The following is a 12931-nucleotide window of genomic DNA, read 5'->3' as shown; positions in this document are numbered from 1 at the left end:
TCAGTCCTCGCGCAGCAGGCGCGCGGCAATGGCGTCGAACGACGGCTTGATTTCGCGCCAGGCATCGCGCGCCGCGCTCCGCACCGGCGTGCCGCCGCCCACCGGCTGCGCGCCAGCAGGACGCTGACGCAACTGCCACAGCGGCACGCCGGCCGCCTGCGCTTCCGCCACCGCGGTCCGGGTCGGAATATAGGCGTACCCCATGACGTCGCCGCGCGGCACCGGGATCAGCAAGCCCGGATGGTGCAGCACCAGCTGCTGCAGATTGGCGCGCTGGAACGGCGTGCCCTCCACCAGGTTCGGCAAAATCCCGATCAGTTCCAGCCTGGGATTCAAGACCTGGCGGACCTTGTGATAGCCGTAGCGCCGGTGATGCAGCAGCGTCGCGATGCCGTCGATCGCCTCCTGATTCAGTTGCACCGGCGCCAGCAGGAAGTCGGCGGTCGCCAGCGCCGCCGCGTAGCGCACATCGGGACTGGGATTGGTGTCCATCACGCACACCCTGAACCGTCCGGCCACCGTGGCCAGAAAGTGCTGCAGCGCATTGACGAAGGCATTGTGGCGCTCCGGCTGGCGCTCCAAGGCCGCCAGGTCCGGATGGCCCGGCACCATCACCAGCTGGCCGGGCGGCAGCTGACCGGCGCGCCCCTCGAACACATCCAGCATGGTGAACGGCGCGCACGCCACCAGGCCGCCACGCGCCATGCTGTCGCTGGCGTTCAATTGCTGGTCCAGCTCCAAGAGCAGCGTCGGTGCCCCCAGGCCAGACAAGCGAAAGCCGAGCTGGCAAGACACAAAGGTTTTGCCCACCCCGCCCTTCTGGGTCGCCACCGCCACGGTTTTCATCGCCACTCCGCGTAAATGTGCCATCTAGCTGCTGTTGTACGCCGCCCGCAGTGCGCCGGCATGCGGCAGATCAAGCCCCATCCGTTCACCAGGGCCAACCCAGCAGCGAAAAAACACGTGCTGTGCGGGATCAATCAATACGCAACAAAACAGCGGGACACGCAGCACATTAGCGCCAGATCAAACGCCCGTTGCGGCCGGCTTGAAGCGCCCCTGTCGTTGGTTTAGCCTACTCATTAAGTTATCCATAAATTAACGTTTATTTCCAACAAGAACATGAGTCCGCAAGGCCATTGCGCCACGGCTTTGATCCCCAGGGGAGACACCATGAACAAGCTACCGGCTTCGCGCCGCCTGTCCGCCAGCATCTTCGCCGTGTTGTACAGCGCCTGCATATCGGCCTCGGCGCAGGTCCAACAGACAAAAATCACGGAGAACTTGCAATTTGGCCTGAACCTGTTGATCGCGGCCTGTGTCGTCGTGTTCACAACCTTTTTTGTCATCGCCGGCATTGAAATTGGCGCGAGGCATAAACGAGTAATTGACGTATGGCACCTCCTTGTCGGAGCGGGTATTTCCGCAGGCGCAGGCGTGTACGCAGCGCAATTCGTCAATTAAGCACTGAGCGCGCGCCATGGACGACTTCGAGGACCCTTTCTTCCGCGGCTGCACCCGGCCGGCGATGCTGCTCGGCATCCCGCTGATGCCGATGGTAACAATCACGCTAGCTTGTGCCTTGGCAGGGGTCTGGCTGGCCTATCTGCTCACGCCCTACGCCCTGCTGCTCGCGGCCCTGGTCTACGTGCCGCTGGTGCTGGAGATGCGCGCCCTCACCAAGCAAGACGACCAGCGTCTGCGCCAGATATGGCTGCGCATCCGCATGCGCCTGCTTCACTGGTCGTCCAGACTGCGCTGGGGAGCCTACTCCTACAGCCCCCACAACTACCAACGCCGGAACTGACATGCGCGCCCTGACCGCACTGCGCCGCCGCGCCCACGCCGAAGCGGCGATCGCCGACCACGTCCCCTTCGGCGGCTGGATCAGTCCCGAGGTGATCCGGCTGCGCCACAACGGCGACTTGCTGGCCACCTGGCGCATCGCCGGCATCGCGTTTGAAACCGCCGATCCCGCCTTCATCGCCGACCGCAAACGCACCCTGCACAACTTCTGGAACGCGATGGGCGGCGGCCGCTGTGCCATCTGGGCGCACAAGGTCAGGCGCGCGGTCAACCTCGTCCCGGGCGGCATACCGGAACAGGCGTTCGCGCGCCACTTCACGCAACGCTACCACGCCAGCCTGACCAGCAACCGGACGGCGCCTGGCCCGCGCCAGATGGTGACCGAGCTCTACCTGTCGTTGCTGTACCGGCCGCTGAACTGGCCTAGGGCAGGCTTGCGCAAGCGCCTGGCGGGCGCCAGCCTCGCCGAGCTTCTGGCGGCACAGCAAAGCAATCTTGCAGCGATCGACGAGATGGGCCAACGGCTGGAAAACAGCCTGCGCAGCTACGGACCGGAACGGCTGGGCGAGTACCGGCACGCCGGGCATGCCTATTCCGAGCAGGCCGCATTCTACGGCTTCCTGCTGAACGGCGTGTGGGAAGAAGTCGCCTGCCATGACACCCGGCTGGCCGACTACCTGCCGGTGTCGCGCCTGCATTTCGGCGACAGCAACGGCATGCTGGAGATCTGGCATCCCGAACAGCGCCGTTTCGCCGGCCTGCTGGACTTCCAGGACTACCCCAGCACTTCCCAGCCGGGGATGAACAATGCCATCCTGTACAGCGACTACGAATACATCGAAACCCAGAGCTTCTCGATGCTGGGCAAGCGCGATGCCCTGCACGTCCTGGACCGGCAACGGGGCCACCTGTATGCGGCGCAGGATCCATCGACGCGCGAGATCGAAGAGATCGACGCCGCCATGGGCGAAGTCAACAGCGGCGATATCCAGATGGGTGAATACCATTATTCGCTGGCAGTGTTTGGCGACACGCCGGCGCAAACGGCGCGCCACATGGCGCACGCACGCACCGCACTACAGGACGGACCGGGCTTCAAGATGGCGATTGTCGATGCCATCCCCGAATGCGCGTGGTTCGCGCAACTGCCCGGCAACTGGCGCATGCGGCCGCGTGAAGCCGCGATCACCAGCAAGAACTTCACCAACCTGGCGCCGCTGCATAACTTCGCGCAAGGCAAACGCGACGGCAACCCCTGGGGACCCGCGCTGGCGCTGATGGACACGCCCAGCGGACAGCCCTACTTCCTCAACCACCATGCCTCGCCGGTGGACCAGGACTCCACCGACGACAAACGCCCAGGCAACACCATCGTGATCGGCCCCACCGGTGTCGGTAAGACCGCGCTGGTGAACGGCCTGATGACCCTGGCCCAGAAATATGCTGGCTACCACGCCATGTTTTTCGACAAGGAGCGTGGCGCCGAGATCTGCATTCGCCGCCTGGATGGCCACTACACCGGCTTCAAGCGCGGTGAACCGACCGGCCTGAATCCGTTCCAGCTACCGCTGACCGAACGCAACATCGCCTATGCCGAACAGTGGCTGCGGCTGCTGGCAGGACCGGCCCAGCCCGGCGACGCAACCCAGGAGGAAAGCGAAAGCAGCCACGCCGTGCGCACCGTGATGAGTGACGCCATCCCATTCGAACTGCGCCGCCTGTCGACCGTGTGGCAAAACCTCACCGTACGCCAGGGAGGACGCAGCCTGCGCGACCGGCTGCACAAATGGACTGCCCAAGGTCCGCTCGGCTGGGCCTTCGATAACCCGCGCCACACGCACGCGCTGGATCTGCAAGGCGTGAGCATCTACGGTTACGACTGCACCGAGATCCTCGATGACGCACAACTCTGTTCGCCCATCGTCGACCTGCTGCTGCACATGAGCACCGATATGATCGACGGCAATCCCTTCGTGTACTACATGGAAGAATTCTGGAAATACCTGGAAAACGACCAGTTCGCCGATTCGGTCTACAACCGGCAAAAAACCATCCGCAAACTGAATGGCCTCGGCGTGTTCATCACGCAATCCCCGGCCGATACCCTGCTGCACCGCATCAGCAAGACCATCGTCGAGCAGTGCGTGACCAAGATCTTCCTGCCCAACCCGGCGGCCGATCACGACGACTATGTGCTGGGCTTCAAGCTCAGCGAACAGGAATTCAACCTTATTCGCAACATGAACGAAAACAGCAGGCTGCTGCTGGTCAAGCAAAACCACCAGTCGGCCATCCTCAAGTACGACCTCAGCGACATGCCGGACATCCTGAACATCTTTTCGGGCTCACTGGACAACGTGCTGCTGCTGGACGAGATCCGCGCCAAAGTTGGCGATGCGCCAGAGGCGTGGGAGCCAGTCCTTCAACAACGAATCCGCCAGCGGCGCCAGAAACTCGCACATAAGGAGCACAGTTCATGAGACGCAAAGACCTTGTCATCCCACTGCTCCTCGCAGCAGTTTCGGTGGGCGCTTGCAATAGCGAGAAAAAAGGGAATTTGGACAGTAAAAAAAACGGAATGGAATCTTTCGTCTTCAAACCTCCACGTCCAAGTAACGCAGCTAGCGCCGCCCACCCAGCACCGAAACCGAATCCTGATTCATCTGCGGCTAACCCAATCAAACAAGATCAACCTAAATAAACTTAACCGCTTGACCAATATGGAAACCGCACAAAAGCTAGACGCTGCAGTCGATCTTATGCTGAACAATTTTGTCTCAGAAAAGAGCGCCACCATCTGCGTCGTATTGACTCCGATCGCCGTAGCCGCCATGACAATCACGTTTGTCTTCATGGGTCTGTCTGTCGCGCGAGGCCAGCATAGTGCGCCGATCAAGGAAACCTTCTGGCGCCTGGGCCGGACGAGCTTCATCCTGATGATCTCCCTCACCGCAGGAATCTATCAAACCTTTGTCGTCGACGGTCTGAACGACGTAGGCGCCACGTTCATTTTCGCTGTCTCGGGTGAAACCAGCTTCGCTGCGCTACTGGACAAAATGGAGGAGCCTTTCGCGGCGTTGGGTGACAGTTTATGGAGTCAGGCCACGACGGGGATTCTCCCGCACGTCGGACTGCTGTTCGCAGCCGCGATCGTATCGCTCGCCGACTCGGCAATTTTTTCGATATCCATAGGTTTTTATGTGCTGGCCAAAGTATCGGTCGCCATCGTCATGGCAGTCGGCCCCGCATTCCTCTTGTGCGCGGCGTGGACGCCCACCCAAAAATATGCGGAAAACTGGCTCGGCCAGGCCTTGAACTTCATCTTCCTGAAGGTGCTGGTGACGGTAACGGCCGTGATGCTGACTTCCTTCGCCAGCCAGTTCGCCGCCCACATGCTCACCGAGACCGACAGCATCAACGTCATCCGCGCGGTCGGTGCCCTGCTGATCAATTGTATCGCCCTGACCATCGTCGTCCTGTTCCACCCGCAGCTTGCCAGCGCGCTCTTCGGCGGCGCCTCCATTGCGGGCGTCGGCCGCGCGATCATGCACATGCTGCTCTGGACGCGACAAAGGCCTCCGTCGCACAAGCCACCGCCCACGACACCGAATCGTATCAACAGAGGCGGGCCGAGTGGGCCGTCGCCGGCCAACGGCAATGCCATGAGCAGATCGCGGCCGATCTACCAGAACCTGGCCTTGGCCAATCTTCGCCAACAACAATCAAGGAGAGCAGCATGAAACTACGTCCATTGATCATCGCAGCCGTCATTCTCTGCGCGCATGGTGCGTCACATGCCCAGTTCGCCGTCATCGACGGTGCCAACCTTGGACAGGCAATCAAGCAGGTGCAGGCATGGGAAAAGCAGTACAAGCAAATGATCGAGCAGCAAAACCAGTTGAAGCAACAATTGACTGCGGCAACCGGCTCGCGCGGGCTGGGCGGACTCGCCAACAATCCCTTGCTGCAAGCCACCGTCCCCTCCGAGCTCCCCGAAATCTATAAGGCGCTGCAGAGCCAGGGCTGGTCGGGGCTATCGGTCGTGGCGCAAGCCATCAGGCTCCAGAGCAAACTCTACAACTGTGAAAACCGCAGCGGTGACGCGCTGATCACTTGCCAGCGCCTGCTGAACAACGGCGCCCAGCAGCAGGCGCTGCTGCAACAGGCGCTCGCACTCACGACCGCGCGCAGCACGCAGATCCAGGCGCTGCAACAGCACATTAACGCGACCAGCGATCCCAAGTCGATCGCCGAACTGCAGGCGCGCTTGCAGGTGGAAACCACCCAGGTCGGCAACGACGCCAACCGCCTGGCATTGATGCGCGGCCTGGCGGAAGCCGCAGACCGCAGCGCCGAGCAGGCCGTGCGCGAAAAAGTCCTGCACAGCCTGACGCTGAAGACGAACGGCAGCGAAACCTTCCATTTCGTCCCGATGAAATAGCACCGCCTGTACGGAGCCCGCCATGTCGGCCGTCCCTTCAAGTGTCCAACCAGTCACGCCCAATCGCGCGCCCTCCGGGCGCCAGATGCCCGCCTGGGAAGTCCTGATTGACCATCAGCTGCGACGGTCCGAACGCCGCGCCTGGTGGGTGGCGGCGGTCGCCTCCAGCATTGCGCTGACGGCGGTCGTCTCACTGGCGGTCCTGGCGCCCTACCGCCGGGATGTGCCCTATCTGCTCGCGCTTGACCGCGTCCAAGGCAATGTCGAATTCATCGGCGTCATTGACGACCGCACCATCAAAGGCTATCAGGAAGTGCTCGATAAACACTGGGTTCAGCAATACATCGTGGCCCGCGAATCTTACTTCTACCGGCTGTTGCAGGAAGACTACGACACGGTACTGGAACTGAGCGAGGCCGATGTCGGCCGCGATTTCATGCACGCTTACGAGGGGCCGGCCGCGCGCGACAAGCAGCTCGGTGAGCATACCGAAATCCAGATCAAAATCGTCAGCATCCAGCTGGCGTCGAACGCTGTCGGCCAACAGGCGACCGTCCGTTTCAGTCGCACCTTGCGCCACCTCGACACCAATCTGGTCGAGCCGGTCCAGTACACTATCGCCACCATGGCCTACAGCTACCGGCCACGGATGTTCGGCAAGGAGCTATCGCTTATCCGCAATCCCCTGGGCTTCAAGGTGTCGGTCTACCGGATCGCCAACGAATTGACGCCAGTCGCCGTCAAGGACGACAGGTCGGCGACCGGCCAGAGTGGAGAATGACATGCTCCTGTCCATCTTCCGCTTGCTGCTTTGCCTGCTGCCTGGTCTGCTCCTGCGCCCCGCTGCTGCCGCCCAGCTACCGGTGCCGGCCGGTGGCGATGCGCGCGTGCTTTACCTCGACTACAAAGCCGACGACGTCGCGATCATCAAAGTACAGCGCGGGGCCGCCACCCGCATCGTGCTGGCAGCACAGGAGCACATCCTGCCTGACGGCGCGGCGACCGGCCTGGGCGCCGACTGCGCCAAACCGGAACACGAATGGTGCATGCGGGCCGACGCCGGCGGCAACCAGGTCCTGATCCGCCCCAAAGAACGTGCCACCGCCAACAACCTCGAACTGCGCACCGACAAACGGGATTACAGCTTCCGCTTTGAGGTCGTGCCCGATTCCACCAAGCAGCACAAGGGGGACGGCAAGCCGCGACACGCCGCTGCGCAACCGATGTACCGGGTCATATTCCGCTACAGCGACGCGCCAGCGCCATCGACGACCTCGCCGGCCGCGCGACCTGCACCCACTCCGTCCGAACTGGCGGACGCGGCACGGCCCAGCCCGCGCAACTGGCGCTACACGATGCAGGTGCTGCCTGGCGGCGAAGATATCGTGCCATCGCTGGCGTTCGATGATGGCCGCTTCACCTATTTCCAATTCCCGGCCAACCGCGAGATGCCGACCATCTACTTCGTCTCCAGCGCCGGCGAAGAGGGACGGGTCAACTTTCATATCGACCCGCTCGACCCCGCCATGGTGGTGGTCGAGCGCATGGGGCGCCGCTTCGTCCTGCGCCTGGGCGACGCGGTGGTCGGCATCTGGAACGAGGGCTTCGACGCCTACGGCGTGCCGCCCACCGACGGCACGACGGTCGAGGGACTGATCAGGATAATGCGCTGAGGTAGGCCATGGAAACGACAAACCCGACAGCCGACGCGCAAACCACGGCCGAGCGCATCGTCTCCGTCAACGACTATGGCGGCGCCGCGCGCCACACCTGGCTGCGGGTCGTGGCGGCGGCGCTGATCGTTACGGTGCTGGGTGCGGCGATCGCCTTATCAGTACAGCGCATAAAGGCCTACCTGCATGCCAAGAGCGCGTCGCCAGGCGAAGCGCAGCGGCAGAGCGCCACAGCCGACCACCAGCCCGGACGGCGTACCTTTCCTGTCACCGCGCCGCCCCCGGCCAGCGCGCCGCCTGCTGCGGACCAGACGCCAGACCTGCAGAAGTGCGCCGACAAGCTGCCAAGCGAACCGATGAAGGCCCGCGACGGCACCCTGATCCTGACCCCGACCGGTCTGCCGGTGCGGGTGTGCCATGACGGCCAGATCCTGATACCACCGCTGCCGATGCCAGCCCCGCAGCCGCCGTTGCAGGCAGGTGCCGCCATGCAGCAGCCCGCAGTGACGCCGGCCACCCGTGCTCCCGCCAAACGCGACGACGGCGATATCATGCTGCCGCAGCGCACCGCCGCCACCAGCGACAGCGGACAGGCTGCAGCAGCGCAGTCCGCGCCAGGCCAGCCCACCGCACCAGCGTTGGCAGACGCATCTCCGGGCGTGAACAGCGACGACGTGCCGAGTGCGCACGGTCCCCTGAAGGCCATGCTGCGGGCCTCCGCAACCACGGCGGTGCAGGCGCAGCGCATCGGCGACCGCCACATGACGTTGCCGCAAGGGCGCACGATCGACTGCAACCTGTCGCTACGCGTGATCAGCGACGTCTCCGGTATGGCGGTGTGCGTTGTGTCTTCCTACGTATATGGCGAGACCGGCGTGGTCGCCTTGGCAGAGCCCGGCTCGATCGCCACCGGCGACTACATTGCCTTTTCAGCGCAAGGGCAGCGTCGCCTGTTCATCAGCTGGGAGCGGCTGAGAACCACCAAGGGCGTCATCATCAACATCAACTCGCCTGCATCCGATGCGCTTGGCACTTCGGGCGTCGAGGGCTATGTCGACAACCGCTGGGCTGACCGCATCGGTGCCGCTGTGTTGCTGTCGTCGGTACAGGATGCGATCGGCTACCAGACCGCGCGCGCCGGCGCCGACCGCAACAACGGCGGCGGTGTCAACGTTTTCCCCAACACCACGCAGGCAGGCAGCCGCCTGGCCGAGCGCATTCTGGAAAGCACGATCAACATCAAGCCGACCATCTACAAACACCAGGGGGACCGCGCCAGCATCACCGTCGTGCGCGACCTCGACTTCGGGAGCGTATATGCCCTGCACACCAAATGAAGCGCTGCCGCTCGACACCTCGGTACGCGAGCTGTTCCGGCCGCTGGCCGGCTTCCTCGACATCCCGGGCGTGACCGAAATCGCCATCAACCGCCCCGGCGAAGTGTTCGTCGAGGCCGGCCCCCACTGGACCCGGCATGCAGCGCCCGGCCTGACGCTGGAGCGCTGCTGGAGCATGGCCACCGCCATCGCCTCCTACGCCAACCAACGGGTCGACAGCCAGACGCCCCTGCTGGGCGCCCAGTTGCCCGGCCTGCAGCGGATCCAGATCGCCGTGCCGCCGGCAGTCGAGGACCAGACCGTGGCCATGACCATCCGCATTCCGGACAGTGCCGTGCGCAGCTTCGCCGCCTACCAGGCCGAGGGATTCTTCAGCCGCTACCTGTGGGCCCGTCCGCCGCAGCTGGCAGCGCGGCGCAAGGACTTGGCTCCGGCCCAGCTGATGCTGATCGACAGCCTGGAAACCGGTTCACTGGGCGACTTCCTGATCACGGCGGTACGCCACAAATTGAACATCGCCTTTGTCGGCGATACCGGGTCCGGCAAGACGTCGCTGATGAAGGCGGCCTGCCAGTACATCCCTGACGAGGAACGGCTGGTCACCATCGAGGACGTGCGCGAAGTGTTCCTGCCGAATCATCCGAACCGGGTCCACATGCTGTACAGCCGCCCCGCCAGCGGCATGGCGGCGGTCACCCCGGCCGACCTGATCGCCTGCAATATGCGCATGAAACCGGACCGCGTGCTGCTGGCCGAACTGCGCGGCAGTGAAGCGTTCGACTTCCTCAAGCTGCTGACGACGGGCCACAGCGGCTCGCTGACCAGCTACCACGCCGAGTCCTGCGCGCTGGCCATCGAGCGCTACGTCCTGATGTGCAAGGAGCACGCCCAGGCGGCCATCTACGACGCCGACGCCCTGCGCCGGCTGGTGGCGCTGACCATCGACATCATCGTCCACATCAAGGTCGACCGCGTGTATGCGGACGACGGCGCGCCGCTGCGCAAGGAACGCTACGTCGCCGAAGTCAGCTACGATCCGGTCGCCAAGCTGCAGCACCGCTTCGGCGCCGCCAGCCTGGTGCACGCCGGAGGCCTGCCATGAGCCTGCGCACCGCCTTGCTGATCGTCGCAGTCGGCGCCGCGGCGCTGGCGGCCCTGGCCGCATGGGCCTACCTGGCCGGCTATCTGTATTTCCTGCTCAACAAAGCGCTGCCGCGCCACATCGACAGCGGCACCTGGTATCTGTACTGGCAGGCGTATGGTGCCGACCGCGCGCAACGGTGGCGCCTGATTGCGGCGGCGGCCGTGCCGCCGCTGCTGATGGCCGCAGCGATCGTGTTCGCCCTGGCCGGCAAGCAGCGCCCGCTATACGGCGACGCCCGCTGGGCCACCGAGCGCGAAATCCGCGATGCGGGGTTGCTATGAGCGAGATCATCGTCGGCCGCTACCGGGGCCGCTACCTGACCGCGAAGGACCAGCAGTTCGTGCTGGTGGCCTCCCCCACCGGCGGCGACAAGGGGGTCGGCATGGTCCTGCCCAACCTGCTCAACTATCCCGACTCGGTGGTCAATTTCGACCTGAAAGGCGAAAACTTCCGCTACACCTCGCTGTTCCGCCAGCGCCGCGGCCAGCAAGTCTACCTGTGGGCGCCGTTTGCCGAGGATGGCCGCACCCATCGCTGGAACATGCTCGACGCCATCGCCCGCGATTCGCTGTTCCGGGTCGGCGACATCCTGGCGATCGCCCAGTCCTTCTACCCCAGCGACTGCCATCCCAAGGACAAGTACTGGAACGACAACGCCCGCAACCTGTTCCTCGGCCTGGTGCTGTACCTGATGGAGACGCCGGAGCTGCCCTGCACCCTGGGCGAAGTGTTCCGCCAGTCATCCGGTGGCGGCAAGCCGGTCAAACAGCACCTGGAAGATATCCTGGGCTCGCGCCGCACCAGCAGCCGGCCACTGAGTCCCGAATGCATCGACGCCTTCAACCGCTTCCAGTCGGCCTCGGCCGAATCCGTCGGCAACATCATTTCCACCTTTAATGCGCCGCTGCTGATCTTCGCCAACCCGATCGTCGACGCCGCCACCAGCCACTCGGACTTCGACCTGGGCCAGGTGCGCCGGCGCCGCATGTCGATCTACCTCAGCATCCCGCCACACCGCCTCAGCGACGCCGGCATCCTGGCCAACCTGTTCTTCTCGCAGCTGATCGACCTGAATACCCGGCAATTGCCGGAAAACGACCTGACCCTGAAGTTCGAATGCCTGCTGGCCCTGGACGAACTGGCGGCGATCGGCAAGCTCGGCATCCTTGCCAGATCAAACTTCTACATCCGCGGCTACGGCCTGCGCCTGATGTCCAACCTGCAGAGCGTGGCGCAGGCGGTGGGGCTGTACGGCGAGGCGGACGCCCGCACCCTGCTGGCCGACCACACCATCCACATCGCCTACCCGCCCGCCGACCAGGCCGAGGCGGAGGAACTCAGCAAGATCCTCGGCTATCTGGGCCAGACCGCCGTCAGCACCAGTAACAGCAGCACGGCGGGCGGGTCGTCGCATGCGGAAAACCGCGCTGAACATGCGCGGGCCCTGATGCTGCCGCAGGAACTGCGCACCATGCAGCGTCACCAGCAGATCGTGCTGCCACGCTACTGCCGCCCGATCCTGTGCGACAAGGCGCGCTACTACGAAGACCACCGCTTCATCGACCGCCTCAAATCGGTCAGCCCGGCGCTTGCCGCGCTCGACCGGCACGGCTGGCGGCGCGCTGCACACATGCTGGGCGCGGCCCCCTGGTGCAAGGTCTACCCCACCGAAGCGCAGATCAAGCACGCCGCCTTCGTGCTGCGCGAACTGAGCGTCGAGGTGCCGCGCGCCCCGCTGGTATCGCGTCCGCCGGCCAGCACGATCCACCAGCCACCGCCGCCCGCCATGCCCGCACGCCCCGTGCTGCCCGTCTTCAAGGACGCCGAGGCCCCGACGCCGGAAGAAGCCAACGCCATCGTCGCGGCCTTCTTCGCCCAGTTGCCACTGTTCGATACCAGCGGCGACGACAGCGCCGCCGAGGCTGCCGAAGCCGAAAACGCAGCCGTCAACACGGCAAACGCTGCCCGGCAAGCGGCAGCATCCGCGCCTGGTGCAACCGCCGCCCAAGCGGGCAACGGCTACGCCGGCATCGACCTGTCCGCCCTCGACCCATGACCTGGAGGCCCCATGCGACACCTTCACCCGCCAACCTGCCTGTTGGCACTGCTACCCCTGCTGCATGGCTGCAGCAGCCCGCCCGGACCGCGCACGCCGGACGGCGCCAGCCGCACCTCGGTCAACAACATTGAGGCGATAGAGCGCTACCAGTCCCAGCAGCGACAAGTACTGCCCGCCCCGCCCGTCACGCCGACGCAACAGCGCATCTTGCAGCTGGAACAGCAAGTCGAAGCCTTGCGCCGGCAACTGGCGGCCTTGCAGCAGCCAGTCGTCGGCGCGAACCGCAACACGCCGCCACAGTCCGCGCTCACCGTCGTCGACGGCGTCGAGATCGAGGTACGTCCTGATCGCACCGTGCTGCGCTTTCCGCAGGCGCTGGGACAGGCCGGCTTCGCCCCGAGCGCCGGAATCGCTGCCCTGCTGCGCAACGGCGCCGCGCAGGCGACCCGCATCGCGGTCCGCGGCCGCACC

Annotated in this window: 14 protein-coding genes; 13 read left to right on the top strand and 1 reads right to left on the bottom strand. The window is 64.5% G+C overall.

The annotated features are described in order from the left end of the window. Positions 1-870, bottom strand: coding sequence for a ParA family protein (locus tag GTP69_RS00070; RefSeq protein ID WP_161052965.1), 870 nt, complete (start codon positions 868-870; stop codon positions 1-3). 303 nt (positions 871-1173) lie between these two features. Between GTP69_RS00070 and GTP69_RS00065 the strand changes: the two genes are divergently transcribed. The 13 genes from GTP69_RS00065 to GTP69_RS00005 all read left to right on the top strand — a co-directional run. Then, positions 1174-1464, top strand: coding sequence for a hypothetical protein (locus GTP69_RS00065; RefSeq protein ID WP_161052964.1), 291 nt, complete (start codon positions 1174-1176; stop codon positions 1462-1464). A 16-nt stretch (positions 1465-1480) separates the two neighbouring features. Further along, positions 1481-1807, top strand: a complete 327-nt coding sequence (locus GTP69_RS00060; protein WP_161052963.1) for a VirB3 family type IV secretion system protein — start codon at positions 1481-1483, stop codon at positions 1805-1807. A gap of 1 nt (position 1808) precedes the next feature. Continuing rightward, positions 1809-4286 (top strand): VirB4 family type IV secretion/conjugal transfer ATPase, encoded by a 2478-nt coding sequence (locus tag GTP69_RS00055; RefSeq protein WP_161052962.1) that lies wholly within the window; start codon positions 1809-1811, stop codon positions 4284-4286. Continuing rightward, a complete protein-coding gene (locus GTP69_RS00050) occupies positions 4283-4507 on the top strand; it encodes a hypothetical protein (RefSeq protein WP_161052961.1) in 225 nt (74 codons plus the stop codon). The genes GTP69_RS00055 and GTP69_RS00050 overlap by 4 nt, the downstream gene beginning before the upstream one ends. A 19-nt stretch (positions 4508-4526) precedes the next feature. Then, entirely contained in the window at positions 4527-5546 is a 1020-nt protein-coding gene (locus GTP69_RS00045) for a TrbL/VirB6 family protein (RefSeq protein ID WP_161052960.1), read from the top strand. Continuing rightward, the gene (gene virB5 / locus GTP69_RS00040) at positions 5543-6247 is read left to right on the top strand and encodes a P-type DNA transfer protein VirB5 (protein ID WP_161052959.1); all 705 of its coding nucleotides are present in this window, start codon (positions 5543-5545) and stop codon (positions 6245-6247) included. Before GTP69_RS00045 ends, virB5 begins: the two co-directional genes overlap by 4 nt. A gap of 85 nt (positions 6248-6332) precedes the next feature. After that, positions 6333-7028 carry a VirB8 family type IV secretion system protein gene (locus GTP69_RS00035; RefSeq protein WP_161052958.1) on the top strand — a complete coding sequence of 232 codons (696 nt, stop codon included), beginning with the start codon at positions 6333-6335 and terminating at the stop codon, positions 7026-7028. Between the two features lies 1 nt (position 7029). Next, on the top strand, positions 7030-7920 hold the full coding sequence (locus GTP69_RS00030; RefSeq protein WP_161052957.1) for a TrbG/VirB9 family P-type conjugative transfer protein: 891 nt from the start codon (positions 7030-7032) through the stop codon (positions 7918-7920). 8 nt (positions 7921-7928) lie between these two features. Continuing rightward, positions 7929-9257: a TrbI/VirB10 family protein gene (locus GTP69_RS00025; RefSeq protein WP_161052956.1), complete on the top strand. Its 1329-nt coding sequence runs from the start codon at positions 7929-7931 to the stop codon at positions 9255-9257. After that, positions 9238-10359: a P-type DNA transfer ATPase VirB11 gene (gene virB11 / locus GTP69_RS00020; RefSeq protein ID WP_161052955.1), complete on the top strand. Its 1122-nt coding sequence runs from the start codon at positions 9238-9240 to the stop codon at positions 10357-10359. Before GTP69_RS00025 ends, virB11 begins: the two co-directional genes overlap by 20 nt. After that, complete coding sequence (locus GTP69_RS00015; RefSeq protein WP_161052954.1) at positions 10356-10682, top strand: hypothetical protein; 327 nt, start codon at positions 10356-10358, stop codon at positions 10680-10682. The genes virB11 and GTP69_RS00015 overlap by 4 nt, the downstream gene beginning before the upstream one ends. Next, a complete protein-coding gene (locus GTP69_RS00010; protein WP_161052953.1) occupies positions 10679-12457 on the top strand; it encodes a type IV secretory system conjugative DNA transfer family protein in 1779 nt (592 codons plus the stop codon). Before GTP69_RS00015 ends, GTP69_RS00010 begins: the two co-directional genes overlap by 4 nt. A 12-nt stretch (positions 12458-12469) precedes the next feature. Further along, a partial coding sequence (locus tag GTP69_RS00005) for a hypothetical protein (protein WP_161052952.1) occupies positions 12470-12931 on the top strand: 462 nt, incomplete at its 3' end.

Source organism: Duganella levis (assembly GCF_009857605.1).
In the GTDB taxonomy this organism is placed as follows: Bacteria; Pseudomonadota; Gammaproteobacteria; order Burkholderiales; family Burkholderiaceae_D; genus Rugamonas; species Rugamonas levis.
The sequence above is the reverse complement of the archived record's forward strand: the minus strand, read 5'-3'. Positions and strand labels throughout refer to the sequence as shown.